This is a genomic window from Microbacterium sp. 1S1 (genome assembly GCF_008271365.1).
Lineage (GTDB): Bacteria > Actinomycetota > Actinomycetes > Actinomycetales > Microbacteriaceae > Microbacterium.
Genome location: NZ_CP043430.1, coordinates 2501139 through 2527600, shown reverse-complemented (window position 1 = coordinate 2527600; position 26462 = coordinate 2501139). Strand labels below are relative to the sequence as shown.

Below are 26462 nucleotides of genomic sequence, written 5' to 3'. Positions count from 1 at the left end.
CCGTCGGTGCGGCTTCAGTCGAGGTGGGTGATACGGCCGCCGAGCAGCGTCGCCGCGACCGGCATCGCCCGAAGCGTCGGGGCGTCCGCCAGACGCGGATCCCTTCCGATGATGGCGATGTCGGCGGCCTCGCCAGGGCGGAGAGACGTGCGGACGCTCGCCTCGAGGGCCTGATCCAGCGACAGCTGCTCCTCTGCGTGCCATGCGGGACGACGGTCGTCGGTCCGCCAGACCGCGGCGGAGATCGCCTGCCACGGGTCGAGCGGCGCAACTGGCGCATCGGAGCCGAAACGCAGCTCCGCTCCCGCGGCGAGGAGCGACGCGAGCGGATAGCCGATCGCCGTCTGATCGGTCCAGTGGCGTTCCACCAGCTCACGATCGTCCACCGCATGCTGCGGCTGGACACTCGCGCGCACTCCGAGCCGACCGAATCGGGCGAGGTCTGCGTGGCGCACCAGCTGCGCGTGCTCGATCGATCCCGTCGCCCCGGCGAAGCCGAACGCATCCAGGGCAGCCGTCACGGCGCGATCGCCGATCGCGTGCACGGACACTTCGAGCCCGGCTCCCGTGGCCGTCGTGAGCAGCGCCGTGAGCTGGTCCGGCGGCACCGTCAGCACCCCGAAGTTCTCCGGGTCACCCGGGTAGGAGTGCGAGCACGCTGCGGTGCGGGTCCCGAGCGAGCCGTCGCTGATGACCTTCAACACGCCCACCCGCACGAGGGCACCGGCCCGACCGGTCGGGTCGGGCGTCGAGAGGCGCTCTCCGGTGCGCAGACCGGCCGCGATCGCCCGATCGAGGTCGGCCGGATAGAAGGCGAACTCGACGCGGTGCGCGTCGAAGCCGGCGAGGATCCGCCGCGGCCAGGCGTCGGCGTTCCATGCCATGTCGAAATCGACCAGCCCGGTTACTCCACGCGCTGCCGCGGCCGAACCGGCCCGGATGACGGCCTCGTCACTGTGGGCGGGATCGACGGCGTTGAGCCGTCGGGAGATCTCGAACGCGTCCTCTTCGCGCAGGACACCGTCATCCCCGCGGAAGCCCTCGCGCGCGAGGGCGGCCGAGTTCAGCCAGACGCTGTGGACGTCCGCGTTGATCAGGTAGGTCGGCACGATACCCGTCGCCGCATCGAGCGCGGCGACGGTCGGGCGATCCGGCCACAGCGCATCCCGGAACCCTGTGCCGACCTTCCTCCCGTCGGGAAGCACGGGTGCGTCGCGCATCGAGTGCGCGGCCTCAGCCGCCGAGTCCGCTGGGCCCAACGGCACTCGCTCGGCTGCGAGAGCCCATTGCACTGTATGGACGTGGTTGTCCCAGAGTCCGGGCACCGCCCACGCCCCGTCCGCCTCGAGGACCTCGCCACGGGAAGGCAGAGCTCCGGTGGGTGCGATGTCGACGATGCGACCGTCCACGAGGTGCAGGTCGACCGGTTCGTCGTCCAGGAGGAACTCCCGGCCCGGTCCCACCGGGCGCACGGCGCGGACCGTCCCGACCTGGTCGCCGCGGGCGATCATGCCGCGCCTCCGGTGCGTGCGTCCTGGGCACGACGCATCTCCGCGGCGAGGGCGGCGTTCTCGTACGGTCCCTCGGCGTTCAGCGCGGCGATCACGGCCTCGACCGTCTCGGCGGGCTTGTTCTGACTCAGCTTCCGTTTGGCGACGACTCGTGTCGGTGTGAGGCGGAAACCGACCGTGCCTGCTTCGAGACGCTCGATGAAAGCGGCGTCGTTCGGACGCTCCCACATGAGCCGCGGTTCGGGCAGGCGCGACTCGAAGCGCGCGACCAGGGCGTGCAGCACACGGAGGTTCTCTTCGGCGGAGAGGAGCTCAGGCACGCCCGACAGATGGACGGCCGTGTAGTTCCAGGTGGGCACCGCAGGGCCGTCGCCGTACCATCCCGGGGAGACGTAGCCGTGCGGCCCCTGAAAGGCGACGAGGATCTCCCGCTGACCCAGACCATGGATCGCGTCATCCGGACGCCCGACATGACCGACGATCGTCAGGTCGTCGCGGTCATCGTCGAGCAGCACCGCGTAGTGCGAGGCGACCAGTCCGCCCTCCGGCGCGCTGACCACGGTCGCCCAGGGATGGGCGTCGATGACGCGGCGGATCTCGGCCTCATCGGCGAGCGTGAAGCTCGGATTCTGTCGCATGGATCCCAGCCTAGAGCTGCCGTCCCCCGCAGAGCGCTCACGCCTGGCAGCGCGGGCACCAGTACAGCTTGCGGGCGCCGATCTCCTCCAGGGCGATCTCGGTCCCGCAGACACGGCACGGCAGACCGGCGCGATGATAGACCCAATGCCGGTCGTCCCTGCTGGCCATCGCGGCGCGGTACTCGTCCGGTGACAACCCGTCCATCGTCATCATCTGACCGGTCTCCACGCCGATGGCCAGCAGTCGCACCCAGTCGTGCCAGAGCGCCCTGACGACATCCTCCGGGACGTCGCGGCCGGGCGTGTGCGGGTTCAGCCGCTGCCGGTAGAGCATCTCGGCGCGGTACACATTGCCGATGCCGCTGACGACTGCCTGGTCCATCAGGAGCAGAGCGATCGGCGTCGGCTTCTTCCTGACCGCACGGACGAACCGTTCCTCGTTCTCGGCCGGGTCGCCGACGAGCGGATCGGGCCCCAGCTTCGCGACGGTGGCGAGCATCTCTTCGGGGGTCTGCAGCACGCACGCCGTCGGGCCGCGCAGGTCCGCCACCGTGATGTCGGTCATGAGGCGGAGGCGCACCTGACCCACCACCGGAGGCGGCCACTCGTCGACGTCCTCGGTCAATCCCTTGGTCTGCTCGGACATCCGCACATGGACCCTCGCGCGTCGCGGCGCTCCGATCGACGAGAGGGAGTTCTCCCCCGCATCGTCGAGGATCGCCTCGTCCAGCGTCGTCCCGCGCTGATTCGTCTGACCCATCCGCCCGTTCGCCGACGCGATGGTGGGGTCGACGAGGATCTCGCCGGCGAAGTCCCAGGCGCCGTAGAGGCCGAGGTGAACGCGCAGCCACAGATCGCCCTCCGCTTCCAGGAACATCTGCTTGCCCACGGCCTGCACGCTCACGGCTCGGCGACCGTCGAGCACGGCGGCACCCTCGGCGAAGCGTCCCTGCGGGCTGGACGCGCTCATCGTCTTCCCGACGAAGTTGCGATCGAACTGCCGCGCGATGCGGTGGACGGAATGTCCTTCGGGCATGTCAGGCCCGAGGGTCCGGCAGGAGCGAGCCGTCGCGTTCGTAGTCGGCGATCTGGCCGATGCGGCGCACGTGGCGCTCCTCCCCGGAGAACGGAGTGGCGATGAAACGGTCGATGAAGGCCGTCACCTCGTCGTACGTGTGCTGGCGTGCTCCGATCGAGATGACGTTCGCATCGTTGTGCTCACGGGCGAGCTCCGCGGTGGACAGGTTCCAGACGAGCGCCGCGCGGACCCCTGCCACCTTGTTCGCGGCGATCTGCTCGCCGTTGCCGGAGCCGCCGAAGACGACGCCGAGGGCGGGCACGCCGGCTCCCTGATCCTCGACGACAGCCCGTGCCGCGCGGATGCAGAAGGCGGGGTAGTCGTCGAGCGCGTCATACTCCACCGGACCGTGATCGATCACGTCGTGCCCTGCGTCGCGGAGGTGCTCCTGCAGCCGCGTCGAGAAATCGAGGCCGGCGTGGTCGGTGGCGATGTGGATGCGCATGGTCTCCATCCTAGGATCCGCGGTCCGCGGGTCAGGGGGCGATGCCGGCGGCCGCGGGCTTGAACCCCGCGCGCACGTTCTCACAGCAGCCCGGCCGGCAGACGTCGAAAGCCCCGGGCAGGTCGGTGACGTGCGGGCGCTCGGAGTTCGGGCGCCCCTGCAGCCGCTCCTCGATGAGGTCGACGATGCCCTCGACGAACGCGTCGCGGACGCCCGGAGTGGGAGTGCGGACGAACGCGAGACCCGCCTCGTCCGCCGCTTCCGCGGCTTCGGTGTCGAGATCCCACAGCACTTCCATGTGGTCGCTCATGAAGCCGACGGGCACCACGATGACCGCCTTTCGGCCGCGGGCCGGGAGCTCGGCGATGACATCGCAGACGTCGGGCTCCAGCCACGGCTGCGACGCAGGGCCGGACCGGGACTGATAGACGAGTTCCCACGGCACGTCAGCGGCGGCCGGGATGGCAGCTCGCACCTGCTCCATCGTCCATTCGGACACCGCGAGGTGCTGTGCGGCATAAGCGCCTCCCTCACCCCAGTCGATGTCTCGGGCGCCGGAGCGCTCGGCGTCGGCCGTCGGGATGCTGTGCGTGGAGAAGAGGACCTGGATCTCCGCCGGCGCGAAGCCCTGGTCCAGATAGCTCTGAACGGACTCCTGCACGCCCGCCTCGAAAGCCTCGACGAAGCCGGGGTGGTCGTAGAAGGGGCGGATCTTGTCGATCGTGACCGTGTCGCCGAGACCGGTGTCCGTCAGGACACGCGCGAAGTCCTCGCGATACTGCCGGCAGCTGGAGAACGAGCTGTACGCACTCGTCGCGAAGGCGAGAAGCGTCGTGTGACCGTTGGCCGACGCCTCGGGCAGCACGTCTTCGAGGTACGGGCCCCAGTTGCGGTTGCCCCAGTACACGGGGAGGGCGATCCCCCGCGCCACCAGCGCCTTCTCCAGGGCTTCCTTGAGCACGCGGTTCTGTCCGTTGATCGGACTCACACCGCCGAAGTGGCGGTAGTGGTGCGCCACCTCCTCGAGGCGCTCGTCGGGGATGCCGCGGCCGCGTGTGACGTTCCGGAGGAAGGGGATCACGTCCTCCTGTCCCTCCGGGCCGCCGAAGCTCGCCAACAGGATGGCGTCGTAGGCGACGGGCGTGGTCACGTAGGGATCGCCGCCTGCAGCGGCGGGCGAGGCAAAGGGAACGACATTCGGATCGATCGCAGTCACCCCTCCATCTTCCCACCTCCGTCGAGCGCGAGCGTCCGCACGGCCGTGACTATCCCTGATGCGGAGGGTCGCCGGCGCGCCCTCCGCACTGGCGTAGGCTGTCATGGTTGCCGTCGGTGCCAACTGCGCCGACCCCGGTTACGTCCCCTCACCCCTGGGAGTACAGCTTTGCCTGGAGAGAACCTCACCCGAATCGAAGCGCAGGAGCGCCGCGACGTCGTCGACACGCACTCCTATGAGGTCGCCCTCGATCTGACCAAGGGCGCCGAGGTCTTCGGCTCCCGGAGCGTCGTGCGCTTCTCCGCGTCCCCCGACAGCTTCACCTTCATCGACCTCATCGCCCGCGACGTGCGCGAGATCTCGCTCAACGGAGAGCAGCTCGACCCCCGTGAGGTCTTCGCTGACTCCCGGATCGCTCTCACCGGGCTCCAGGAGGAGAATGTCCTCGTCGTCGACGCCGACTGCCTCTACACCAACACCGGTGAGGGCCTGCATCGCTTCGTGGACCCGGTGGACGGCGAGGTGTACCTCTACTCCCAGTTCGAGGTGCCGGACTCCCGCCGTGTCTTCGCGGTGTTCGAGCAGCCCGATCTCAAGGCGACCTTCCAGTTCACGGTGACCGCCCCCGCGGAGTGGAAGGTCGTCTCCAACTCCCCCACGCCCGAGCCCATCGTCCACGACGACGGCGTCACGGCCACCTGGGGCTTCGAGCCGACGCCCCGCATCTCGTCCTACATCACGGCCCTCGTCGCCGGTCCGTACGAGGCCACCTTCTCCGAGCTCACCAGCGCGTCCGGCCGCGTCATCCCGCTCGGCGTCTACGGCCGCAAGAGCCTGTGGCAGCACCTCGACGCCGACTACATCTTCGAGAAGACCCGTGAAGGCTTCGCCTACTTCGAGTCCAGGTTCGGCGTGCCGTACCCGTTCGCGAAGTACGACCAGCTCTTCGTGCCCGAGTTCAATGCCGGCGCCATGGAGAACGCGGGCGCGGTCACCTTCACCGAGACGTACGTCTTCCGCAGCAAGGTCACGGACGCCGTGAAGGAGCGTCGCGTCGTCACGATCCTGCATGAGCTCGCTCACATGTGGTTCGGCGACCTCGTCACCATGAAGTGGTGGAACGACCTGTGGCTCAACGAGTCGTTCGCGGAATGGGCATCCACCATCGCCACGGCGGAGGCGACGGAGTGGACCGAGGCCTGGACCACCTTCAACGCCATGGAGAAGACCTGGGCATACCGACAGGATCAACTTCCCTCCACGCACCCCATCGTCGCCGAGATCAACGACCTCGAGGACGTGCAGGTCAACTTCGACGGGATCACCTACGCCAAGGGCGGCTCCGTCTTGAAGCAGCTCGCCGCCTGGGTCGGCATCGAGGCCTTCTTCGCGGGAGTCTCGCAGTACTTCCAGAAGCACTCGTGGGGCAACACCGAGCTCAGCGACCTGCTGTCGGAGCTCGAGGCCACGAGCGGCCGCGATCTCAGCACCTGGTCGAAGAAGTGGCTGGAGACCGCAGGCGTCAACACCCTCGAGCCGGTGGTGGTCGAGGGTGACGACGGCGCGATCTCGCGCTTCGCCATCACGCAGACCGCGCCCGCGGACTACCCGACGATCCGACCGCACCGACTCGGCATCGGCTTCTACTCACTGCAGGACGGCGCGCTGACGCGTACCCACCACATCGAGGTCGACGTGGACGGCGACCGCACCGAGGTCCCCGAGCTGCAGGGCCTGCCCCGCCCCGACCTCATCCTCCTCAACGACGACGACCTCGCCTACGCGAAGATCCGTCTCGATGAGAAGTCGCTCGGGACGGCGATCGCCCACCTCGCCGACATCCACGACCCGCTCGCGCGGTCGCTCGTGTGGGGCGCGGCCTGGGACCAGACCCGCGACGCGGAGACGGCGGCCTCCGACTACATCGACCTCGTGCTCGGCAACATCGGGCGGGAGACCGAGTCCACGACCGTCCGCACTACTCTCGCGCAGCTGCGCACGGCGGCCACACTCTACGTGGCTCCGGCCGAGCGCGAGGCCGCGCGGCAGAAGGTGGCCGACGGCCTGTGGGCGCTGGCCGAAGCAGCGGAGCCCGGCAGCGACAGCCAGCTGCAGTTCGTGACGGCGTTCGCGAACAACCTGGTGACGCCGGAGCACGCGGGCATCGTCGGGCGTCTGCGCTCGGGCGAGGAGACACTCCCCGGCCTGGAGATCGATGCCGACCTGAGTTGGCAGCTCCTCGTCGGCCTTGCGACGATCGGTGCGACCGACGCCGGTGCCATCGACGCTGCGCTGGCCGCCGACAACACCGCCAAGGGTGCGGAGTTCGCCGCGCAGGCACGAGCCGCCCTTCCGGACGCGCAGGCGAAGCAGCAGGCCTGGGACGCGCTGATCCAGCGTGACGACGCACCGAACACGATCGTCCGCTCCGCAGCCCTCGGCTTCGTCCATCCGGCCGGTGCCGCTGTGCTCGGCGACTTCGTCCCCCAGTACTTCGACATGCTCCTGCCGGTCTGGGAATCGCGGACGTATCAGATCGCCCAGTACCTGGTCGTGGGGCTCTTCCCCACCGCTCTCGCGGACGTCGCGCTGCGCGACGCGACGCGCGGCTGGCTCTCCGCACACCAGGACGCCCCGCCCGCGCTGCGACGTCTCGTGCTCGAGAACCTCGCGGACGTGGAGCGCGCGCTGGCCGCTCAGTCCCGCGACGCCGAGGACTGACCTTTCCCCACGCACCCCGCCGGGCCTCTGCCGCCGCTCTTCCAGCCGGCGCAGAGGCCCGCTCGCTACCATCGAAATGATGCTGATCTCTGCCGACACGACCCCCGCTCCGACACCGACCGAGCTCCCGCCCTGGGCGACCGAGATGGTTGCGCTGCTGACCACGGTGGGCGGGAAGCTGCTGACGATCGCGATCATCATCGGCGCGTGCGTCCTCATCGCGCTGATTCTGCGGCGTGTGATCACCCGCGTCGTGCACCGCATCGTCGACACCGCCAAGAACAAAGCCGCCGTCGACGACACGCAGGCGCTCGAGCGCTCACCCCTGGCCGACATGCGTCTCGTCCAGCGCACGCGCACTCTCGGCACGATCCTCCAGAACATCGTCAACGTGATGCTCGTGATCATCGCGATCATCCTCGTCGTGAACACCATCGACAACGCGCTCCTCGGATCGCTCACCTTGCTCACCGCTGCGGTGGGCGCCGGCCTCGGTTTCGGTGCGCAGAACATCGTGAAGGACGTCCTCAACGGCATCTTCCTCGTCGCCGAGGACCAGATCGGCATCGGAGACGTCGTCGACCTCGGGCTGGCGAGTGGCGTGGTCGAGTACGTCAGCGTGCGCGTCACCCAGGTGCGGGATGTGAACGGGACCCTCTGGTACGTCCGTAACGGCGAGGTCACCCGGATCGGGAACATGTCGCAGGGCTGGGCGCGCGCGATCGTCGACATCGGTGTGGCACCGGATTCCGACCTCGAGCAGGTCGAGCACATCCTGCTGGAGACGGCGCAGGGACTGGCGAAAGACCCGAAGTGGCGCACTCGTATCGTCGAGAAGCCGGAGCTGTGGGGCCTGGAGTCGGTGGACGGCGACGCCCTCGTGGTCCGGGCCGTCATCAAGACGAGGGCGAACGCGCGAGACGACGTGGCGCAGGAACTCCGGCGCCGCCTGCGGGCAGCGCTCCTGGAGAAGGAGATCGAGGTTCCTCGGCTCGTCGACGTCGTCCCCACCGGGCTGGAGGGTGCGCGCCGTGTGCGAGGCGCCAACCCGCCGAAGACCCGCCCCAACGCGGTCACCGGCGTCCCCGTCATCCCCGATCGCGGGATCTGGCGACGCAAGAAGAACACCGGCGACGGGAGTGCAGACAAGTGACGTTCTACGACGAGGTCGGCGGCCGCGAGACCTTCGCGCGGATCGTGTCGGTCTTCTACCGCGAGGTCGCCCTCGACCCCGTGCTCAAGCCGATGTACCCCGAGGAGGACCTCGGTCCCGCCGAGGAGCGCCTGCTCCTGTTCCTCGAGCAGTACTGGGGCGGACCGACCACCTACGGCGAGACCCGCGGCCATCCCCGCCTGCGGATGCGCCACATGCCGTTCCGGGTCGACCCCGACGCCCGCGATCGTTGGCTTCGTCACATGCGCACGGCCGTCGACGAGGCACAGTTGTCCCCGTTGCACGAAACCACTCTCTGGGACTACCTGGAGCGCGCCGCCTATGCCATGGTGAACACATTCGAGCCGTCCGGCATCGGCACGGCCCCCCAGGGCCGCACGACCCTGGAGACCCGCACCCGTCAGGAATCAACGGAGAACCCATGACGACCACACCCCCGACCACAGACGTCCTCGTGATCGGTTGGGGGTTGGCCGGGCTCGTCGCCGCGGCAGAGGCGCTCGACTCCGGACGCCGCGTCGTGATCGTCGACCAGGAGCCACGCACGAACCTGGGCGGACAAGCCTGGTGGTCCTTCGGCGGGCTCTTCCTCGTGGACTCGCCCGAGCAGCGCCGCCTGGGCATCAAAGACTCGCTCGAGCTCGCCACTCAGGATTGGTTCGGCACCGCTGGTTTCGACAGGCCCGAGGACGAGTGGCCTCGGCGCTGGGCGGAGGCGTATCTGCAGTTCGCCGCCGGCGAGAAGCGCTCCTGGCTGCGCGCTCGCGGCGTCGGCTTCTTCCCGATCGTCGGCTGGGCCGAACGTGGCGGGTACGGGGCACTCGGGCCGGGGAACTCGGTCCCCCGCTTCCACATCACCTGGGGCACCGGGCCGGGGATCGTCGCCCCGTTCGCGGCCGCCGTCGAGCAGGGAGAGCGCGAGGGGCGGCTCACCGTCCTCGCCCGACACCGCGTCGAGGAGCTCGTCCTCACGGACGGACGCGTGACCGGCGCGCGAGGGAGCGTGCTGGCGTCGGACGGTGCCGCCCGCGGCGTCCCCTCATCCCGAGACGTGATCGGCGCGTTCGAGATCGACGCGACGGCGACGATCGTGGCGTCCGGGGGCATCGGCGGGAATCATGACCTCGTCCGCGCGGCCTGGCCTTCACGCCTCGGCACTCCCCCGGCCCACATGCTCTCCGGTGTCCCGGCCTACGTCGACGGCTCCATGCAGACCGTGAGTGCCGCCGCCGGGGCTCGCCTCATCAACGGGGACCGCATGTGGCACTACGTGGAGGGGATCACGAACTGGGATCCGGTCTGGCCGCAGCACGGCATCCGCATCCTGCCCGGGCCGTCGTCGCTGTGGCTCGACGCCACGGGACGCCGCCTCCCCGTGCCGCTGTTCCCCGGCTTCGACACCCTGGGCACTCTCGAACACCTCCGGCGGACGGGACACGACCACTCCTGGTTCGTCACCTCGCGTCAGATCGTGGAGAAGGAGTTCGCTCTCTCCGGCAGCGAGCAGAACCCGGACCTCACGGGGAAGGACGTGGCCCTGCTCCTCAGATCCCGGCTGGCGAAGGGGCCCACGGGCCCCGTGCAGTCGTTCCTCGACGAGGGCGAAGACTTCATCGTCGAGAACGACCTGGAGTCGCTGCTGGCGCAGATGGCGGTGCATCCCGGAGGTGAGCTCCTGGATCTCGACGCGGTGCGCCGTGAGGTGACCGCCCGCGACCGCGAGATGATCAACGACTTCAGCAAGGATCCCCAGATCGGCATGCTGCGCTCAATGCGGGCGTATCGCGGGGACAAGCTCATCCGCACCGCGGCGCCGCATCGGTTGCAGGATGCCGCTGCGGGGCCGCTGATCGCTGTCAAGCTCCACGTCCTGACTCGGAAATCCCTCGGCGGCATCAACACGGACCTCGACGGACGCGCGCTGAACGAGAGCGGCGCGCCGATACCCGGACTCTTCGCGGCCGGGGAGGCGAGCGGGTTCGGCGGCGGGGGCGCGCACGGCTACCGGGCCCTGGAGGGGACGTTCCTCGGGGGCTGTCTTTTCTCCGGGCGTCAGGTGGGGCGCGCGGCGGCGGCTCTCGGCTGAAACCCGGCGCCGAGACGGGCGCGCACGCACGTCATGATGACACCACGCGGGATCGCGTCAGGTGCCGGTGGTGCGCACGCTGGTGAGTCCGGACGCCACCGGTCCGCGACAAAGCACATGACCTCGCCGGAACGCGAGGCGGGTCCAGCGGCCGGAACGCGTCACGGGGACGTCCTCCTCGCCGGAGATGAAGCCCAGCGCGTCCGCAGCGAACGCCACGCCGCGCGGCAGGCCGCCGAGGTCGTCGTCCGGTTCGCCCCAGACGGCCGCGCGCAGCGCTCGCACCGCTTCCTCGCCCGAGCCTGCTCCGGCTCCCCGCGCCACCGCCGAGATGCCCCACTGCGCACGTTGTGCGATGACGGACGCCGGAAGCACGGCCTCCGTCGCCCAGCCTTGGCGGGGCGGCGCGACGCCGGCCCACGCGGGCGAGAGACCCGTGTCCGGCAGAGCGAGGCGAACCGGATCGTCCGTCGGCGCGAGGGCGTCAATGACAAGGTCGCACTCGAGTTCGGGGTCGGCGCGGACGATGCGCATCCCGAGGATCGTCGGCGTCTGGTCGAACAGGCCTTGCGGCGCGAGAACCGCCGTGGTGAGCGCCAGGATCCCCTCGCGCGCCTGTAATCGCACACCCTCGTCGGAGACCCGGGCGGCGCGTCCGGCGAAGGTGAGGACATCCTTCGCCGTGTCCGGATCGGCGAGGAGGAGCTGAGGGGTCACGCGTTCTAAACTACCAACGAGCGGCGACCCGGGCCGCGGAGGGGAAGACATGAGCGCCGACGAGCACGCCATCCGGACTGTGGAGCGTCTTCTCGACGTCCTCGATCTCGACGCTACCCAGGCGCGGACGACGGAGGACATCTTCACGGGCTCGTCTCACCCGATGCCGAGCGGACGGATCTACGGTGGCCAGGTCCTCGCGCAGACGCTCGTGGCTGCGGAGCGCACGCTCCCGGAGGACCGCGCCGTCCACTCGATGCACGGATATTTCCTGCGCCCCGGTGATGCGAGCCAGGGAATCACGATCGCCGTCGACCGCATCCACGACGGCCGGTCTTTCTCCACACGGCGTACTCAGGCGTACCAGAACGGCGTCCCGATCTTCTCGATGATCGCGTCTTTCCAGGACGCCGACCCCGGGGTCGAGCACGCCGCGCCGATGCCGGAGAACGTGCCGGTGCCGGAGGACCTCGTGCCCGATGAGGACCGCGTCCCCGGGCTCGCGGGAGGTGCACGGCGCATGCTGAGCGAACGCGCCGCCGACATCCGCCACGTCGACTCCCCGCTCTACCTCCCGAACGACGACGAGCGCGTCCCTCGTCAGGCGGTGTGGATGCGCTTGCGCGCGCCGCTGCCGGACGATCAGCGACTCCATCGCGCGGCCCTCGCGTACCTCAGCGACATGACGATCCAGGAGTCGATCCTGCGGGCCCACGGCGTCTCGTGGTCGCTCCCCGGCCTCAAAGTCGCGAGCCTGGACCATGCCATGTGGTGGCACCGCCCCGCGCGGGTGGACGAGTGGCTGCTCTACGTGCAGGAGTCCCCGAGCGCCCGTGGCGGTCGCGGTCTTGCGACGGGCCGCGTGTACACGCGGGAGGGCGTGCTCGTGGCCAGCGTCGCCCAGGAGATCATGATCCGCGTGCCCGACGATCGCTGAGCGCTCCGTCCGTCGCCCGAGCGGTGAGCGACCCCGAAATCAGCGGTGGGCGTACTCGATGGACGGACCGACGTACGGCTCCCAGGCCTCGCGCATCTCCGCGGTCAGGCGGGTCGGCCTCCCGGTGCCGGCATCGACGAGGACGATGATGGCCGTCGACCGCGCGTACAACTCCCGCGGCTCGGCCGCTGGATCGTTGTGCACCTCGTAGCAGACCTCGACGCTGGAACCGCCGAGCTTGCCGAACCACATCTGGACCTCCAGCGGGCGCCGCTGATACGGCACGGGAGCGAGGTACTCGATCTCCTGCCGCGCGATGAGCGTCAGGATGCCCTCCTCGATCCCGGAGTCGAGGACGGCCGTGGACGGCGCCTCCTCGCCGGGTCCCGCACGCCAGAACGCGCGGACGCGCGCCTCCTCGAGCAGCTTGAGCATCGAGGTGTTGTTGACGTGGTTGAAGGCATCCAGATCCCCCCAGCGGAGGTGGATCGGGATGTGCAGGCGGGAACCCGGCGAGTCGGTGCTCATCGTGTGCTCAGTCGCGCGTGAGCTTGCGGTGCGTCGAACGGTGCGGCTTGGCCGCATCTGGGCCGAGACGCTCGATCTTGTTCTGCTCGTAGGCCTCGAAGTTGCCTTCGAACCAGTACCACTGGTCGGGCTTCTCGTCGGTGCCCTCATAGGCGAGGATGTGGGTCGCGATGCGGTCGAGGAACCAGCGATCGTGCGTGATGACCACGGCGCAGCCGGGGAACTCGAGCAGTGCGTTCTCCAGCGAGCTCAGCGTCTCGACATCGAGGTCGTTCGTGGGCTCGTCGAGAAGAAGCAGGTTGCCGCCCTCTTTGAGGGTGAGCGCGAGGTTCAGGCGGTTGCGCTCACCGCCGGAGAGCACCCCGGCCTTCTTCTGCTGGTCCGGACCCTTGAAGCCGAACTTCGACACGTAGGCGCGGGACGGGATCTCGGTCTTCCCGACCGTGATGAAGTCGAGGCCGTCGGAGACGACCTCCCACAGCGTCTTGTTCGGGTCGATCGACGAACGCGACTGGTCGACGTAGCTGATCTTGACGGTCTCGCCGATCTTCAGGTCACCGCCGTCGAGCGGCTCGAGACCGACGATTGTCTTGAACAGGGTCGTCTTTCCGACGCCGTTCGGACCGATGACGCCGACGATGCCGTTCGGCGGGAGGCTGAAGCTCAGACCGTCGATGAGCGAGCGCCCGTCGAAGCCCTTCTTGAGGTTCTTGGCTTCGATGACCACATTGCCCAGACGGGGGCCGGCGGGGATCTGGATCTCCTCGAAGTCCAGCTTCCTGGTCCGCTCCGCCTCGGCCGCCATCTCCTCGTACCGGGCCAGACGCGCCTTCGACTTCGTCTGACGGCCCTTCGCGCTGGAGCGGACCCAGTCCAGCTCGTCCTTCAGGCGCTTGGCGAGCTTGGCGTCCTTCTTGCCCTGGATGTCGAGGCGCTCGGCCTTCTTCTCCAGGTACGTGGAGTAGTTGCCCTCGTAGCCGATGAGACGTCCGCGGTCGACCTCGGCGATCCACTCGGCGACGTGGTCCAGGAAGTACCGGTCGTGGGTGATCGCGATCACCGCGCCCTTGTAGGACTGGAGGTGCTGCTCGAGCCAGAGCACGCTCTCCGCGTCGAGGTGGTTGGTGGGCTCGTCGAGGAGCAGCAGGTCGGGCTTCTGCAGCAGGAGCTTCGCCAGCGCGACCCGACGCTTCTCACCACCGGACAGCGGGGCGATGGCGGCGTCGCCGGGAGGGGTGCGCAGGGCGTCCATCGCCTGCTCGAGCTGAGAATCCAGGTCCCAGCCATCAGCCGCATCGATCTCCTCCTGCAGCGTCCCCATCTCGGCGAGGAGCGCGTCGAAGTCGGCGTCCGGGTCGGCCATCAGCGCGGAGATCTCGTTGAACCGGTCGACCTTGGCCTTGATGGCGATACCGTCCTGGATGTTCTCGAGGACCGTCTTCGACTCGTCGAGCTCCGGCTCCTGCATCAGGATGCCGACGGAGTAACCCGGCGAGAGCTTGGCCTCACCGTTCGACGGGGTGTCGAGCCCCGCCATGATCTTGAGGATCGTCGACTTTCCGGCGCCGTTGGGGCCGACCATGCCGATCTTCGCGCCCGGCAGGAACGCCATCGTGACGTCGTCCAGGATGAGCTTCTCACCCACCGCCTTGCGGGCACGAACCATGGAGTAGATGTACTCTGCCACCGAAAACCGCTCCTTCTGTTGGCGTCGAGGATCGACACTCCAGCCTACCGGCCGTTCACCCGTGCCTCGGTGCCGGCGGCGTCACCAGTCGATCGGCCGCGTCGCTCCCACGAGGCAGCGACCTCCTGCGAGTTGCGGCATGACCGTCGTCACGACGGCCCCCGTGGAGGGCCCGACCTGACCGATGAGACAGGACTCCTCGCCCCAGCGGACGGAGAACTGGATGCTCTCGGCCGGGTTCCCCACGGTCGTCACGTCCGGCGTCACCTGCATGGCGTCGCGGGCGAACCCGGCGTCGACGAGTGCGTCGACGTACGCCCGCCCCTCACCCCGTCGATCCGTGCCCCAGACCCGCTCGGCGACCGCCGTGAACACGGGGAGGTTCTCTTCCGCCGTCCCCTCGGCGACGAGGACGGGCGCCGCGGGAGAGGTCGGCGCCGCGCTGGCTGTGGATGGCGGAGAAGGCTTCGCCTCGGGCTCCGGCGCGCAGCCCGCCAGGACGACCACCGAAACACCGGAGACGAGGATCAGCGCCGCAGCGCGGGAGGAGAACACCGTTCGAAGCACGAGCAGAGTCTAGGCCGCCGCGATCTCTTCGTCCTGACTCCACAGGTCGCGGCCCTCCTCGCGGTCGTCCGAAGCGTCCGCCCCCTCGTCTGCTGCCGGAGACGGCCGCGAACTCGGGCGGTAGGCCGTGGTCCCCCACCGCAGGTCGTGTCCGATCGTGTCGGCGTCGATGTCGACGCTCGTGCCCTGTTTGCCGTTGCTCTCCCACGGCCGCACGCGGAGACGGCCGGTGACGATGACGCTGTCCCCGACCCGCAGCGACGCGCGCACGTGATCGGCGAGCTGACGGAATGCGGCGACCGAGAACCAATTCGTCCCGGCGTCGACCCACGATCCGCTCGTCGCGTCGTAGCGGCGATGCGTACTCGCCAGGCGGAAGTTCGTCACAGGCACCCCGGCGCTCGTGCGCCCGGGCGTGGGTTCCGTTGCGACGCGTCCCACGATGGTCACGGTGTCGATCATGCGGTTGTCCTCTCGAAGCCGGCTCGCCGTCCGGATGCCTCCAGGGTGCCTCTCGGGCCCGAGGTCGTCGGGACGCGATCCCGGGATCTGTGGACGACGAGTCGAGATGGGAATTCGTGGAGAAGAGCCCAGGTCACCGGCGGATCCTGGGCGCGGGCGAATGTCGGTGGTCGGTCGTATGTTCGACGCATGAGAGGAGACACCATGACCGCTACGACTTCGACCCCCGCTCCCGGAGTGCCGATCGCAACCCCGAAGCTCGCCTCCCATCGGGAACACCTCGTCCGCGCCGCCGATCACCTCTGGCGTGTTCAGGACAGCCGGGAACATGTCCTGGGGCATCTGCGCGTCGTCGCCGACCCCCTCGGCCTGCGCTATCGCGCGGAGCGGCTTCATCTGGCGACGGGCGGCTTCCGATTGATCGGCGAGTTCTGGCGTCCGGATGATGCGGTCGACGCGCTCCGGCACTGCTGACGCGCGTCATGCGACTGATGGTCAGTGGCGCCCCCGGCAGGATTCGAACCTGCGACCAAGAGATTAGAAGGCTCCTGCTCTATCCCCTGAGCTACGGAGGCGGACGTTCTACCGTACCGCGCTCCGCGGGGGGATGTCGGGGCAATCGATAGGATGGCGGCATGGTGACTGCTTCCGAGAACGACCGGCTCGTCTGGATCGACTGCGAGATGACCGGGCTCGATCTCGGGGTGGACGAGCTCGTCGAGATCGCGGTCGTCATCACCGACTTCGAGCTCCGCCCGCTCGACCCCGGTTTCCAGGTCGTGATCCGTCCGAGCCAGACGGCCCTCGCCCACATGAACGACTTCGTCACGAAGATGCACGAGACATCGGGCCTGATCGAGGAGATCCCCCACGGTGTGACGCTGGCGGAGGCCGAGGAACAGACGCTCGCGTACATCCGCCGCTTCGTGCCGCTCGAGCGGCGTGCGCCGCTTGCCGGCAACACCATCGGCACCGACCGGATGTTCCTCGCGAAGTACATGCCCCAGGTCGATCAATGGCTGCACTACCGCAACGTCGACGTCTCGAGCATCAAGGAGCTCTCCCGTCGGTGGTATCCGCGGGTGTTCTTCCAGGCTCCGGCCAAGGACGGCGGTCACCGCGCTCTAGCTGACATCCTCGAGTCCATCCGGGAACTGCGGTACTACCGGGAGGCGGTGTTCGTGGCTGAGCCCGGCCCCTCCAGCGACGATGCCAAGGAGATCGCTGCGCGGACCGTGTCCGAGTTCACCTCGAACATGTAATAGACTCGTGGGGTTGCCTGTTCCGGCAGGCGCATGGTGGGTATAGCTCAGTTGGTAGAGCGCCTGGTTGTGGTCCAGGAGGTCGCGGGTTCAAGCCCCGTTACTCACCCCAGTTCGAAGAGGCTCGGATCGTTTCGGTCCGGGCCTCTTCGGTTCCCCCGGTTCGGCGCACCCCCGGTGCAGCCCTAGACTGTCCTGGTGTCACCGGCGGTCTGGTTCTCCCTTCTCACCGCGTCCGTAGTGATCAGCTTCACGCCCGGGGCCGGCGCGATCAACACGATGTCCAACTCCCTCTCGCAGGGATGGAAGCGTTCGATCTGGGGAATCATCGGTCAGCAGATCGCGCTCGTCGTCCATATCGTGATCGTCGCGGCCGGAGTGGGGCTCCTCGTCTCACGCTCAGACCTGCTGTTCAACATCATCCGTTATGCCGGTGCGGCCTACCTCGTCTACCTCGGGATCAGGCTGATCCTCACGCGCCCCGCTCCCGCGCTCGATGACGCCCCCGACCCCGTCGACGCCCGCGAGAGCCACTGGTCGATGATGCGCCGGGGGTTCTGGGTGAATCTCCTGAACCCCAAGGCGATCGTCTTCTTCCTCGCCTTCATCCCGCAGTTCATCCGCCTCGACCAGCCCCCGCTCCCCCAGTATCTGGCGCTCGTCGCGACGGTCGTGGTCGTCGACGTCCTGGTGATGTGGGGCTTCTTCGCCACCGCGGCGCGGCCTTTCCGCCGGCTCACACGGTCGCCACGAGGGCAACGAATCCTCAATACGGTGTTCGGCAGCCTCTTCATCGCCGTCGCCGCCCTCCTGGTGGTCCTGCACTGAGGATCGCCCGTCCCTGGTCGCCGTAGGCTGGAGGAGATGGACATGGACGCCGCCGCCTTCGAGGCCCTCGTGATCGACGAACTCGACCAGCTGCCCGACGAGATGGTCGAGCAGCTCGAGAACGTCGTCTTCGTCGTGGAGGACCGCCCCGAGGACGGAGGGCTCGATCTCCTCGGCTTGTACGACGGCCTGGCTCTGACGGAGCGGACCCAGTACGGGATGGGTGAGCTTCCCGACCGCATCATCGTCTATCGGGAACCGCACCTGGCCCAGTGCGAGACCCTCGACGAGCTCCGCGATGAAATCCACACCACCCTCGTCCATGAGATCGCCCACTTCCACGGCCTTGACGACGCGCAGCTGCACGAGCTCGGGTGGGCCTGACGTGTCGACCGCGATGCCGGACGTCGAGGAGACCACCGACCTGTTCGCCGCTCCCCTGGAGCCGTGGGAGGTCGTCGTCTGGAACGACCCCGTGAACCTGATGAGCTACGTGGTGCGGGTCTTCCGCACCTATTTCGGCTACTCGCAGGAGCATGCCACCCGGCTCATGCTCGCCGTCCATCATGAGGGCCACGCGATCGTCGCGACCGGTCCTCGCGAGACGATGGAAGTCCACGCCCAGGCGATGCACGACTACGGACTCTGGGCGACCGTGAGGAAGGCCCCATGAACACCCCACCCGTCACCCTCTCCGTCTCCACCATCGAGGGAATGCACCTGGCCCGCCTCGTGGACGACTTCGTGGAACTGCTCCGGGAGGGCGAGGGTGACGACCCCGGTGTGGCACGACTCACGCCGAACGCCTATCCGGACGATGAGGGGGCCTCGACGGCCTTCGCCTCGGCGACGCGCGCTGACCTCCTCGACCGTCGGCTGCACGATGCCCGCACGATGCGAGCCTCGTTGGAGGACTTCGACCCCGACGCCGAGGTGACCGATGAGGACGCCCGCAAGCCCCGCGACGTCCTCGTGCGCCGTGGGGAGGTCGACGCATGGCTGCGGACACTCACCGCGATTCGGCTCGTGATCGCGACCCGCCTCGGAATCACCGACGAGGAGCCGGATGTCGGCGGCGATGGCCAGGCCGTGTACGACTGGCTCGGATACCGACTGGAACTCCTGGTCGAGGCCGTCGATGAAACCGATGCGGATGCGCTGCGCTGACCGCGCTCAGGGGACTTCGACGATCCGCGTGGCGAGTTCTCGAGGGCGATCGCGCTCGATGTGACGGCGCTCCTGCGCGGCCCAGCGATCCCAGTGCGGGCGGTAGGTATCGCCGTCCCTTGCGAGCGCCCGCGACTTGCGCGAGGTCTCGCCCGACTCCACCCAGACGCGGACATCGGCCAAGCGAGCCGTCGACGCGCGCAGGATGCCGCTGCCCTCGACGATGACGCCCAAGGCCGGATCCACGGCGTGCGTCTCGGCCTCCTCGCCACGCTCCCAATCCCAGCGTCGCCACGCGCCGAGCAGACCGCGTCCGTGCGGCCGCAGAATGCCCTCGAGGGCCCGCTCCGCACCCTCATCGAGGCCGTCCCACCCTGGGTACAGCGAATCGAGCGCAACGATCTGCACGCGGCCGGCCACCGGCCAGGCACGGGCAAGACGCGCGGCGAGCGACGTCTTACCCGCCCCGCTTCCGCCGTCGATCAGCACGACGGGGTTGGACGCCGCGAGAGCGCGGACGTCATCCGCGATCAGGCCCGCGGCGTGTGAGAGGGCGGCTGCGACCGCGTCGTCACTTCTTGAGGGCACGGATGATGCGCGTGAGCGCGCGACCGGTGACCCACACGAAGGGCACGGCGACGACGAGGAGAGTCACGATGTTGGGCTCGAAACGCAGGCCCTCTTCGCGACGGACGTAGACGCCGACGGGAACCGAGACTCCGCCGCCTCCCCCGCCTTCGCCACCGTCTCCGCTCGCTCCGCCGAAGCCCGCGTACGTGAACGCCACCGGAGTCACCACGACCCCGTCGACCTCCTGCGGCTCCCCGTACGCGCTCTTCACGCCGAAGGACGCGACCTGATTCCCGAGTTCCAGTGCAATGTTCGGCATGCTCCCACGGTAGCCGACGGCGAGCCCCGGCGTGCGATCAATCGACGCCATGGTCTTTCGGGTGCCGCGCGGCACCTCGGCCCTCACCTCGTCCGATGTGTCGCGCCCTGCTGATGGTCGCCGTCCCGAACCGCGCGATGGCCTCGTCGACGGCCCCCTCGACCTTGCGCCAGTCCTCGTCGTCGTCCCAGAGAGCCAGTGCGCCTCCGCCCGCGGGCCGCAGGTTCTCGGCTCGGACACCCACGAGGCGGATGGGGTCCCGCCGGTCGATGAGCGCGAACAGGCTCTGCGCGGCTTCGCCGATCCGCTGGCCGACGGCGGTCGGTTCGCTCAAGGTCTGCGACCGGTTGACGGTGCGGAAGTCGTCGAAACGGATCTTGATCGAGACGGTCGTCGTCTCCCACCCGGCTCGGCGCAGGCGTGCCCCGACCCTGTCAGCGAGCCGCAGCAGTTCGGCACGGAGGAAGGCGCGGTCGGTGATGTCGTGGTCGAAGGTCTCCTCGTGACCGATGCTCTTCTCCACCCGCTCCGTGTCCACAGCACGGGCGTCCTCGCCCCTGGCCAGTTGCGCGAGACGTGCGCTCAGGGCTGGTCCCACCGCCCTGTCCAGCATCTCCGGCGGCGCGCTACGAAGGTCGCCGATCGTACGAAGGCCGCGAGCCTCGAGTGCCTCCGCCGCTTTCGGTCCGACCCCCCAGAGCGCCCGTACCGGTCGCGGCGCGAGGAAGGCGAGGGTGTCGGACTCGGCGACGACGAGCATGCCGTCCGGCTTGGCGATGGTCGAAGCCATCTTCGCCACGTGCTTCGTCGCGGCCACACCGACGCTGCAAGTGATCCCGACCTCCGCGAGCACTCGCTCGCGGATCTGAGCGGCGATCTGCGCGGGGCTCCCCCAGAGCCGGCGCACCCCTTGGACGTCGAGAAAGGCCTCGTCCACGGACAGCGGCTCCACGAGCGGTGTGAACGACTCGAAGATCGCCATGACCTGCCGCGAGACCTCCTGGTACCGCGGGAAGTGCGGCGGGACGATGCGCGCTGCCGGACACAACCGCACCGCCTGGGCCACCGGCATTGCGGACCGAACGCCGTAGCGGCGCGCTTCATAGGAGGCGCTCGAAACGACGGAGCGCCCGTCCGGAGATCCGATGATCAGGGGCCGCCCACGGAGGCTCGGGTCGTCCAGCACCTCGACGGCCGCATAGAACGCGTCCATGTCGACGTGGAGGATCCTCGTCCCGGAATCGTCGGCGTCGGCCGAGGACACCATGCGGCCCCTGCCATCACCGTGTCCCATGCACCCATTGTCCCCCGGACCTCCGACACGGAGGCCCGGGGACCGACGATCACTGCGCCGCGCGCTCGAGGATGAGTTCGCGGACGCGGGCGGCGTCGGCCTGGCCCTTCATGGCCTTCATGACAGCGCCGATGATGGCACCAGCGGCCTGGACCTTGCCGTCCTTGATCTTCGCCATCACGTCAGGCTGCGCCGCAAGGGCATCGTCGATCGCAGCGATGAGCGCGCCGTCGTCCGACACCACGGCGAGACCTCGGGCGTCGACGACCTCCTGGGGGGAGCCCTCGCCCGCGATCACGCCCTCCAGCACCTGCCGTGCGAGCTTGTCCGTCAGCGTCCCCGCGTCGACGAGCTGCTGCAGCGCGGCGACGTTCTCCGGGCTGACGAGCTCGGCGGCGTCCTTCTCCTGCGCGTTGGCGAGGCGGGTGATCTCTCCCGTCCACCACTTCCGCGCCGCGGCCGGCGTGGCACCGGCGGCGATGGTGGCCTCCACGACGTCGAGCAGACCACCGTTGCGCACGTCCTGGAACTCCAGCGGCGTGAAGCCCCATTCGTCCATCAGTCGACGCCGCCGGGCCACGGGCTGCTCGGGCAGCGCGGCACGGAGCTCCTCGATCAGCTCCGGGGAGGGCTGCACGGGAAGGAGATCGGGCTCAGGGAAGTAGCGGTAGTCGTCGGCATCCGACTTCGGACGCCCGGGAGAGGTGGTCCCGGTGTCCTCATGCCAGTGCCGCGTCTCCTGGATGATGGTCCCTCCGTCGGCGAGGATCTGCGCCTGGCGCTGGATCTCGTAGCGGACGGCACGCTCGACCGAGCGCATCGAGTTGACGTTCTTCGTCTCCGTGCGCGTACCGAGCTTCTCCTCACCACGACGACGCAGCGACACGTTCGCGTCACAGCGAAGGTTCCCGCGCTCGAGGCGAGCCTCGGAGATGCCGAGCCCGCGGACGATGTCGCGGATCGCGGCGACGTACGCCTTGGCGACCTCCGGCGCGCGGTGGTCGGTGCTGAAGATCGTCTTCGTCACGATCTCGACGAGCGGCACCCCGGCCCGGTTGTAGTCGACGAGCGAGTACTCGGCGCCCTGGATCCGGCCGGTCGAGCCGCCCATGTGCGTGAGCTTGCCGGCGTCCTCCTCCATGTGCGCCCGCTCGATCGGGATCGTCACCACCGTGCCGTCCTCGAGCTCCACCTCGACCGAACCCTCGAACGCGATGGGCTCGTCGTACTGGGAGATCTGGTAGTTCTTGCCCAGGTCCGGGTAGAAGTAGTTCTTCCGTGCGAAGCGGCTGGACTCGGCGATCGAGCAGCCCAGCGCGAGACCGAGGCTGATCGACGACCGGATGGCCGTCTCGTTGACGACCGGCAGCGAACCGGGCAGACCCAGGTCGACCGGGGCGATCAAGGTGTTCGGCTCCGCCGCGTGATACGCCTCGTTCGCGGGGTTGGGGGCGTCGGAGAACATCTTCGTGTTCGTGTTGAGCTCGACGTGCACCTCGAATCCGAGGACGGGCTCGAACAGCTCGAGCGCCTTGTCGAAGTCCATGAGCTTGGCGGCGGCCATCAGCGCGCGCCTCCTTCCAGCTGGGGAGCACGGGACAGCAGCGGCTCGCCCCAGGAGTCGACGAGGAGCGACTCGAGGGCGGCGCCCACCCGGTACAGGCGAGCGTCCTCCCGCGCCGGGGCGAGGAACTGGATGCCGACAGGAAGGCCATCGTCGTCCGACAGACCACTCGGGATCGAGATGCCGGGGACCCCGGCGAGGTTCGCCGGGATCGTGGTGATGTCGTTCAGGTACATCTGCAGCGGGTCGTCGATCTTCTCGCCGAGCTTGAACGCCGTGGTCGGCGCGGAGGGCGTCGCGATGACGTCGACATCGGCGAAGGCGGCCGCGAAGTCCTGCTGGATCAGCGTGCGGACCTTCTGCGCGCTGCCGTAGTAGGCGTCGTAGTACCCGGCGGACAGCGCGTAGGTGCCGAGGATGATACGGCGCTTGACCTCGTCACCGAAACCGGCGTCGCGCGTAGCGGACATCACGTCCTCGACGGTGGGGTTGCCCGCCGGGGTGACACGGAGCCCGAACCGGACCGAATCGAACTTGGCGAGGTTGCTGGAGGCCTCGGCCGGGAGGATCAGGTAGTAGGCGGCGACGCCGTACTCGAAGTGCGGCGCACCGATCTCGACGATCTCCGCTCCCTGTGCCTCGAGCAGCGCCAGCGCGCTGCGGAAGGAGGACGCGACGCCCTGCTGGAAACCGCTGTCGGGAAGCTCGCGGATCACGCCGACGCGGAGACCCTTGAGCCCGTCCCCGCGCGCACCCTCGCGCGCGGCTGCGGCGAAGGACGGCCACTGCTCGTCGAGAGACGTGGAGTCCTTCGGGTCGTGGCCTCCGATCGCGTCATGCAGCAGGCCCGCGTCGAGGACGGTGCGGGTGACCGGGCCGACCTGGTCGAGGCTCGACGCCAACGCGATCGCGCCGTAGCGGCTGACGCCGCCGTAGGTCGGCTTCACGCCGACCGTGCCCGTCACGTGAGCGGGCTGACGGATCGATCCGCCGGTGTCGGAGCCGAGGGCGAGCGGGGCCTCGAAGGCGGCGACGGCCGCAGCGGAACCACCGCCCGAGCCGCCGGGGATCCGGTCGAGATCCCACGGGTTGCGCGTCGGGCCGTACGCGGAGTGCTCCGTGGAGGAGCCCATCGCGAACTCGTCCATGTTCGTCTTACCGAGCGGGATGAGGCCGGCCGCGCGGGAGCGAGCCACGACCGTCGCATCGTACGGCGAGCGGTAGCCCTCGAGGATGCGCGAGCCGCTCGTGGTCGGCTGATCGGTCGTGACCAGGACGTCCTTGATCGCGAGGGGGACGCCGGCGATCGGTCCGAGCTGCTCGCCCGACGCGCGGCGCGCGTCGACGTCCGCCGCCGCGTCGAGCGCGTGCTCGTTGACGTGCAGGAACGCGTGCACGTCGCCGTCGACCTGCGCGATGCGATCGAGGTGCGCCTGCGTGGCCTCGACGCTGGAGACCTCCCGCGCGGCGAGCTTGTCGGCGAGCTCCGCCGCGGTCAGCTGGATGATTTCGCTCACTGCTCTTCTCCCAGGATCGCGGTGACACGGAAGCGGCCGTCGGCCTGGTCGGGCGCGTTCTGCAGCACCTGCTCATGCGTCAGCGTCTCGCCGACCACGTCGGGGCGGAACACGTTGCTCAGCGGGATCGGGTGGCTGGTCGCGGCGACATCGGCGGTCGCGACCTCGGACACCTTGGCGATGTTGTCGACGATGGCGTCGAGCTGGCCCGTGAGCCGTGTCACCTCGTCGTCGTTCAGCTGGATGCGCGCGAGCACGCCGAGATGGCGCACAAGATCAGGGGTGATTTCAGACACGCCCCCAGTCTAGTTGGCGCGTCGGCCACCGCTCGGCGCGGCACGGCCCGCCTAAGCTGGGCGCGTGAGCACGTTCCAGCCCCCTCGCCCGTGGATCGCCAGCTATGCCGACGGCGTTCCGGAGGACCTCGCCCCCGTCAGCGGCTCCCTCGTGGACATCGTCGCCGCCTCGGCACGCGACTACCCCGACGCGCCGGCTCTGCAGTTCTTCGGCAGGGAGACCACTTACGCGCAGCTGCAGGAGGCGATCGATCGCGCCGCCGCGGGGCTCCGGGATCTCGGCGTCCGTGCGGGCGATCCCGTCGCGATCGTCCTGCCGAACTGCCCGCAGCACATCATCGCGTTCTACGCGGTGCTCCGGCTCGGCGCCGTCGTGGTCGAGCACAACCCGCTCTACACCCCTCGCGAGCTGCGCAAGCAGTTCGAGGACCACGGCGCCAAGCACGCGATCGTCTGGAACAAGGTCGTCGCGACGGTGCAGGAGTTCCCGAGCGACCTGGCTGTCTCCACGCTCGTGTCCGTCGACGTTACGCGGGCCATGCCCGCCTTCACCCGCTTCGCCCTCCGGCTGCCGGTCGCGAAGGCGAGGGAATCGCGGGCTGCACTGACCGAGCGCGTTCGCGGCACCGTCCTCTGGGAGTCGGTGGTGGCCAGGGACCCGATCCCCGCGTCGCACCCGCAGCCCGGCACGGACGACCTCGCGATCATCCAGTACACGTCCGGGACGACCGGCACGCCGAAGGGTGCTGCCCTCACCCACCGCAACCTCCTCGCCAACGCCGCCCAGTCCCAGGCCTGGGTGCCGTCCATCCAGCGCGGCAAAGGGTGCGTCGTGTACGCGGTGTTGCCCATGTTCCACGCGTATGGGCTGACGCTCTGCCTCACCTTCGCGATGTCGATGGGTGCGCGTCTCGTGCTCTTCCCGAAGTTCGATCCCGACCTCGTGCTCGATGTCGTCAAGAAACACCCGGCGACCTTCCTCCCGCTCGTTCCGCCCATCGCCGACCGGCTGCTGGCCGCGGCGAACGCACGGGGCGTCTCGCTCGACGGGATCGAGGTGGCGATCTCCGGCGCGATGGCCCTGCCGCACGAGCTGGTCGTCCCGTTCGAGGCCGCCACGCACGGCTACCTCGTCGAGGGGTACGGTCTGAGCGAGTGCTCTCCCGTGCTCATGGCGAACCCGGTCGCCGACAACCGCGTCCCCGGCACCGTCGGCCTCCCTCTTCCCGGGACGGAGTGCCGCGTCGTCGACCCCGAGAATCCCACCGATGACGTGCCGGCCGGCTCGGCCGGCGAGCTCGTCGTGCGCGGACCCCAGGTCTTCTCCGGCTACTACGGCAAGCCCGAGGAGACCGAGGCGGTCTTCGTCGACGGTTGGTATCGGACCGGCGACATCGTCACGATCGACGACGCGGGATTCGTGCGCATCGTCGACCGCATCAAGGAGCTCATCATCACCGGCGGCTTCAACGTCGCACCGACCGAGGTGGAGAACGCACTGCGCCAGCACCCCTCGGTCGTCGACGCCGCCGTAGTCGGTCTGCCCAGCGACCACTCGGGCGAGGAGGTCGTCGCCGCAGTCGTCGTCGATGCCGGCGCGGATGTCGACGTCGAAGCGATCCGCGAGTATGCACGCAACATCCTCACGCCGTACAAGGTGCCGCGCCGGGTGTTCGTCGTCGACGAGCTGCCGAAGTCGCTGATCGGAAAGGTGCTTCGCCGCCAGGTGAAGGAGAAGCTGCTCGCCCTCACGTCGGGAGCCTGAATCCGGCCGCACAGGAAGCGGATGGGCGGGCGCGCTACCCTTGGGAAGTGACCCCAGAAGAAGTGACCCCCGCCGACGCCCCCGACGAGTCCCCTGCAACCCCCCGGATTCGA

28 protein-coding genes and 2 tRNA genes are annotated in these 26462 nt (G+C 69.0%); 13 read left to right on the top strand and 17 right to left on the bottom strand.

Features of this window, described 5'->3' with window-relative positions; genetic code table 11:
* Positions 1–14: 14 nt before the first annotated feature.
* From FY549_RS12220 to FY549_RS12200, 5 genes are read right to left on the bottom strand one after another with little or no spacing between them, the layout of a single operon-like run.
* Entirely contained in the window at positions 15–1511 is a 1497-nt protein-coding gene (locus FY549_RS12220; protein ID WP_149085262.1) for an amidohydrolase, read from the bottom strand.
* The gene (locus FY549_RS12215) at positions 1508–2149 is read right to left on the bottom strand and encodes an FMN-binding negative transcriptional regulator (protein ID WP_149085261.1); all 642 of its coding nucleotides are present in this window, start codon (positions 2147–2149) and stop codon (positions 1508–1510) included. Before FY549_RS12215 ends, FY549_RS12220 begins: the two co-directional genes overlap by 4 nt.
* 37 nt (positions 2150–2186) lie before the next feature.
* A complete protein-coding gene (locus FY549_RS12210; protein ID WP_149085260.1) occupies positions 2187–3185 on the bottom strand; it encodes an Fpg/Nei family DNA glycosylase in 999 nt (332 codons plus the stop codon).
* Between the two features lies 1 nt (position 3186).
* Complete coding sequence (locus FY549_RS12205; protein WP_149085259.1) at positions 3187–3672, bottom strand: ribose-5-phosphate isomerase; 486 nt, start codon at positions 3670–3672, stop codon at positions 3187–3189.
* A 31-nt stretch (positions 3673–3703) separates the two neighbouring features.
* Positions 3704–4888: a ferrochelatase gene (locus tag FY549_RS12200; protein WP_149085258.1), complete on the bottom strand. Its 1185-nt coding sequence runs from the start codon at positions 4886–4888 to the stop codon at positions 3704–3706.
* A gap of 168 nt (positions 4889–5056) precedes the next feature.
* Here FY549_RS12200 and pepN point away from each other — a divergent pair, with 168 nt between their 5' ends.
* The 4 genes from pepN to FY549_RS12180 all read left to right on the top strand — a co-directional run bounded on the left by pepN (position 5057) and on the right by FY549_RS12180 (position 10869).
* Positions 5057–7609 carry an aminopeptidase N gene (gene pepN / locus FY549_RS12195; RefSeq protein WP_149085257.1) on the top strand — a complete coding sequence of 851 codons (2553 nt, stop codon included), beginning with the start codon at positions 5057–5059 and terminating at the stop codon, positions 7607–7609.
* Between the two features lie 76 nt (positions 7610–7685).
* The gene (locus tag FY549_RS12190) at positions 7686–8762 is read left to right on the top strand and encodes a mechanosensitive ion channel family protein (RefSeq protein WP_149085256.1); all 1077 of its coding nucleotides are present in this window, start codon (positions 7686–7688) and stop codon (positions 8760–8762) included.
* Complete coding sequence (locus FY549_RS12185) at positions 8717–9208, top strand: globin (RefSeq protein ID WP_200838687.1); 492 nt, start codon at positions 8717–8719, stop codon at positions 9206–9208. Before FY549_RS12190 ends, FY549_RS12185 begins: the two co-directional genes overlap by 46 nt.
* Positions 9205–10869, top strand: a complete 1665-nt coding sequence (locus tag FY549_RS12180) for an FAD-binding dehydrogenase (protein ID WP_149085254.1) — start codon at positions 9205–9207, stop codon at positions 10867–10869. The genes FY549_RS12185 and FY549_RS12180 overlap by 4 nt, the downstream gene beginning before the upstream one ends.
* Positions 10870–10926: 57 nt before the next feature.
* Here the strand turns inward: FY549_RS12180 and FY549_RS12175 are convergent, their stop codons facing one another.
* A complete protein-coding gene (locus FY549_RS12175) occupies positions 10927–11586 on the bottom strand; it encodes a hypothetical protein (protein WP_149085253.1) in 660 nt (219 codons plus the stop codon).
* 49 nt (positions 11587–11635) lie between these two features.
* Between FY549_RS12175 and FY549_RS12170 the strand changes: the two genes are divergently transcribed.
* Positions 11636–12523 (top strand): acyl-CoA thioesterase, encoded by an 888-nt coding sequence (locus FY549_RS12170; RefSeq protein WP_149085252.1) that lies wholly within the window; start codon positions 11636–11638, stop codon positions 12521–12523.
* Positions 12524–12562: 39 nt separating this feature from the next.
* Here FY549_RS12170 and FY549_RS12165 read toward each other — a convergent pair whose 3' ends face one another.
* From FY549_RS12165 to FY549_RS12150, 4 genes are all read right to left on the bottom strand, one after another.
* Complete coding sequence (locus tag FY549_RS12165) at positions 12563–13051, bottom strand: acyl-CoA thioesterase (protein ID WP_025103392.1); 489 nt, start codon at positions 13049–13051, stop codon at positions 12563–12565.
* A 7-nt stretch (positions 13052–13058) separates the two neighbouring features.
* Positions 13059–14738 carry an energy-dependent translational throttle protein EttA gene (ettA, locus tag FY549_RS12160; RefSeq protein WP_025103391.1) on the bottom strand — a complete coding sequence of 560 codons (1680 nt, stop codon included), beginning with the start codon at positions 14736–14738 and terminating at the stop codon, positions 13059–13061.
* A gap of 81 nt (positions 14739–14819) precedes the next feature.
* Complete coding sequence (locus FY549_RS16545; RefSeq protein WP_200838683.1) at positions 14820–15305, bottom strand: DUF6993 domain-containing protein; 486 nt, start codon at positions 15303–15305, stop codon at positions 14820–14822.
* Between the two features lie 9 nt (positions 15306–15314).
* A complete protein-coding gene (locus FY549_RS12150; RefSeq protein ID WP_149085251.1) occupies positions 15315–15767 on the bottom strand; it encodes a single-stranded DNA-binding protein in 453 nt (150 codons plus the stop codon).
* 204 nt (positions 15768–15971) lie between these two features.
* Between FY549_RS12150 and FY549_RS12145 the strand changes: the two genes are divergently transcribed.
* Entirely contained in the window at positions 15972–16241 is a 270-nt protein-coding gene (locus FY549_RS12145; protein WP_149085250.1) for a hypothetical protein, read from the top strand.
* Between the two features lie 25 nt (positions 16242–16266).
* Here the strand turns inward: FY549_RS12145 and FY549_RS12140 are convergent.
* Positions 16267–16342 (bottom strand) — tRNA-Arg (locus FY549_RS12140).
* A 60-nt stretch (positions 16343–16402) separates the two neighbouring features.
* On the opposite strand from FY549_RS12140, the gene orn reads away from it, so the two are divergent.
* The 6 genes from orn to FY549_RS12110 all read left to right on the top strand — a co-directional run bounded on the left by orn (position 16403) and on the right by FY549_RS12110 (position 19024).
* A complete protein-coding gene (gene orn, locus FY549_RS12135; protein ID WP_149085249.1) occupies positions 16403–17029 on the top strand; it encodes an oligoribonuclease in 627 nt (208 codons plus the stop codon).
* Between the two features lie 36 nt (positions 17030–17065).
* Positions 17066–17141 (top strand) — tRNA-His (locus FY549_RS12130).
* An 86-nt stretch (positions 17142–17227) separates the two neighbouring features.
* Complete coding sequence (locus FY549_RS12125) at positions 17228–17857, top strand: LysE family transporter (RefSeq protein ID WP_187614863.1); 630 nt, start codon at positions 17228–17230, stop codon at positions 17855–17857.
* A 36-nt stretch (positions 17858–17893) separates the two neighbouring features.
* A complete protein-coding gene (locus FY549_RS12120) occupies positions 17894–18241 on the top strand; it encodes a metallopeptidase family protein (RefSeq protein WP_149085247.1) in 348 nt (115 codons plus the stop codon).
* Positions 18242–18254: 13 nt separating this feature from the next.
* Positions 18255–18530: an ATP-dependent Clp protease adapter ClpS gene (clpS, locus tag FY549_RS12115; RefSeq protein ID WP_149086099.1), complete on the top strand. Its 276-nt coding sequence runs from the start codon at positions 18255–18257 to the stop codon at positions 18528–18530.
* A complete protein-coding gene (locus FY549_RS12110) occupies positions 18527–19024 on the top strand; it encodes a DUF2017 family protein (protein ID WP_149085246.1) in 498 nt (165 codons plus the stop codon). The genes clpS and FY549_RS12110 overlap by 4 nt, the downstream gene beginning before the upstream one ends.
* A gap of 6 nt (positions 19025–19030) precedes the next feature.
* On the opposite strand, the gene FY549_RS12105 is transcribed toward FY549_RS12110, so the two are convergent.
* Genes FY549_RS12105 through gatC form a run of 6 tightly spaced genes read right to left on the bottom strand, consistent with a single transcriptional unit; the run spans position 19031 to position 24584 of the window.
* A complete protein-coding gene (locus tag FY549_RS12105; RefSeq protein WP_149085245.1) occupies positions 19031–19612 on the bottom strand; it encodes a hypothetical protein in 582 nt (193 codons plus the stop codon).
* Positions 19596–19913 carry a hypothetical protein gene (locus tag FY549_RS12100; RefSeq protein WP_149085244.1) on the bottom strand — a complete coding sequence of 106 codons (318 nt, stop codon included), beginning with the start codon at positions 19911–19913 and terminating at the stop codon, positions 19596–19598. Before FY549_RS12100 ends, FY549_RS12105 begins: the two co-directional genes overlap by 17 nt.
* Positions 19914–19950: 37 nt before the next feature.
* Positions 19951–21207 (bottom strand): DNA polymerase IV, encoded by a 1257-nt coding sequence (dinB, locus tag FY549_RS12095; protein ID WP_149085243.1) that lies wholly within the window; start codon positions 21205–21207, stop codon positions 19951–19953.
* 49 nt (positions 21208–21256) lie between these two features.
* A complete protein-coding gene (gene gatB, locus FY549_RS12090; RefSeq protein ID WP_149085242.1) occupies positions 21257–22771 on the bottom strand; it encodes an Asp-tRNA(Asn)/Glu-tRNA(Gln) amidotransferase subunit GatB in 1515 nt (504 codons plus the stop codon).
* Positions 22771–24288, bottom strand: a complete 1518-nt coding sequence (gene gatA, locus FY549_RS12085) for an Asp-tRNA(Asn)/Glu-tRNA(Gln) amidotransferase subunit GatA (protein ID WP_149085241.1) — start codon at positions 24286–24288, stop codon at positions 22771–22773. The genes gatB and gatA overlap by 1 nt, the downstream gene beginning before the upstream one ends.
* Positions 24285–24584, bottom strand: coding sequence for an Asp-tRNA(Asn)/Glu-tRNA(Gln) amidotransferase subunit GatC (gatC, locus tag FY549_RS12080; protein WP_025103377.1), 300 nt, complete (start codon positions 24582–24584; stop codon positions 24285–24287). The genes gatA and gatC overlap by 4 nt, the downstream gene beginning before the upstream one ends.
* Before the next feature lie 64 nt (positions 24585–24648).
* Between gatC and FY549_RS12075 the strand changes: the two genes are divergently transcribed.
* Positions 24649–26349, top strand: a complete 1701-nt coding sequence (locus tag FY549_RS12075) for a long-chain-fatty-acid--CoA ligase (RefSeq protein ID WP_149085240.1) — start codon at positions 24649–24651, stop codon at positions 26347–26349.
* Positions 26350–26462: the final 113 nt, after the last annotated feature.

Excerpts from the sequence above, each read along its gene's own strand:
- FY549_RS12120 (WP_149085247.1), top strand. The coding sequence starts at position 17,894 with ATGGACATGGACGCCGCCGCCTTCGAGGCCCTCGTGATCGACGAACTC.
- FY549_RS12100 (WP_149085244.1), bottom strand. The coding sequence starts at position 19,913 with ATGCCGAACATTGCACTGGAACTCGGGAATCAGGTCGCGTCCTTCGGC.
- dinB (WP_149085243.1), bottom strand. The coding sequence starts at position 21,207 with ATGGGACACGGTGATGGCAGGGGCCGCATGGTGTCCTCGGCCGACGCC.
- FY549_RS12170 (WP_149085252.1), top strand. The coding sequence starts at position 11,636 with ATGAGCGCCGACGAGCACGCCATCCGGACTGTGGAGCGTCTTCTCGAC.
- FY549_RS12220 (WP_149085262.1), bottom strand. The coding sequence starts at position 1,511 with ATGATCGCCCGCGGCGACCAGGTCGGGACGGTCCGCGCCGTGCGCCCG.
- FY549_RS12110 (WP_149085246.1), top strand. The coding sequence starts at position 18,527 with ATGAACACCCCACCCGTCACCCTCTCCGTCTCCACCATCGAGGGAATG.
- clpS (WP_149086099.1), top strand. The coding sequence starts at position 18,255 with ATGCCGGACGTCGAGGAGACCACCGACCTGTTCGCCGCTCCCCTGGAG.
- FY549_RS12145 (WP_149085250.1), top strand. The coding sequence starts at position 15,972 with ATGACCGCTACGACTTCGACCCCCGCTCCCGGAGTGCCGATCGCAACC.
- orn (WP_149085249.1), top strand. The coding sequence starts at position 16,403 with ATGGTGACTGCTTCCGAGAACGACCGGCTCGTCTGGATCGACTGCGAG.
- gatB (WP_149085242.1), bottom strand. The coding sequence starts at position 22,771 with ATGGCCGCCGCCAAGCTCATGGACTTCGACAAGGCGCTCGAGCTGTTC.
- FY549_RS12210 (WP_149085260.1), bottom strand. The coding sequence starts at position 3,185 with ATGCCCGAAGGACATTCCGTCCACCGCATCGCGCGGCAGTTCGATCGC.
- FY549_RS12150 (WP_149085251.1), bottom strand. The coding sequence starts at position 15,767 with ATGATCGACACCGTGACCATCGTGGGACGCGTCGCAACGGAACCCACG.
- FY549_RS12180 (WP_149085254.1), top strand. The coding sequence starts at position 9,205 with ATGACGACCACACCCCCGACCACAGACGTCCTCGTGATCGGTTGGGGG.
- FY549_RS12205 (WP_149085259.1), bottom strand. The coding sequence starts at position 3,672 with ATGCGCATCCACATCGCCACCGACCACGCCGGCCTCGATTTCTCGACG.
- FY549_RS12190 (WP_149085256.1), top strand. The coding sequence starts at position 7,686 with ATGATGCTGATCTCTGCCGACACGACCCCCGCTCCGACACCGACCGAG.
- FY549_RS12215 (WP_149085261.1), bottom strand. The coding sequence starts at position 2,149 with ATGCGACAGAATCCGAGCTTCACGCTCGCCGATGAGGCCGAGATCCGC.
- FY549_RS12165 (WP_025103392.1), bottom strand. The coding sequence starts at position 13,051 with ATGAGCACCGACTCGCCGGGTTCCCGCCTGCACATCCCGATCCACCTC.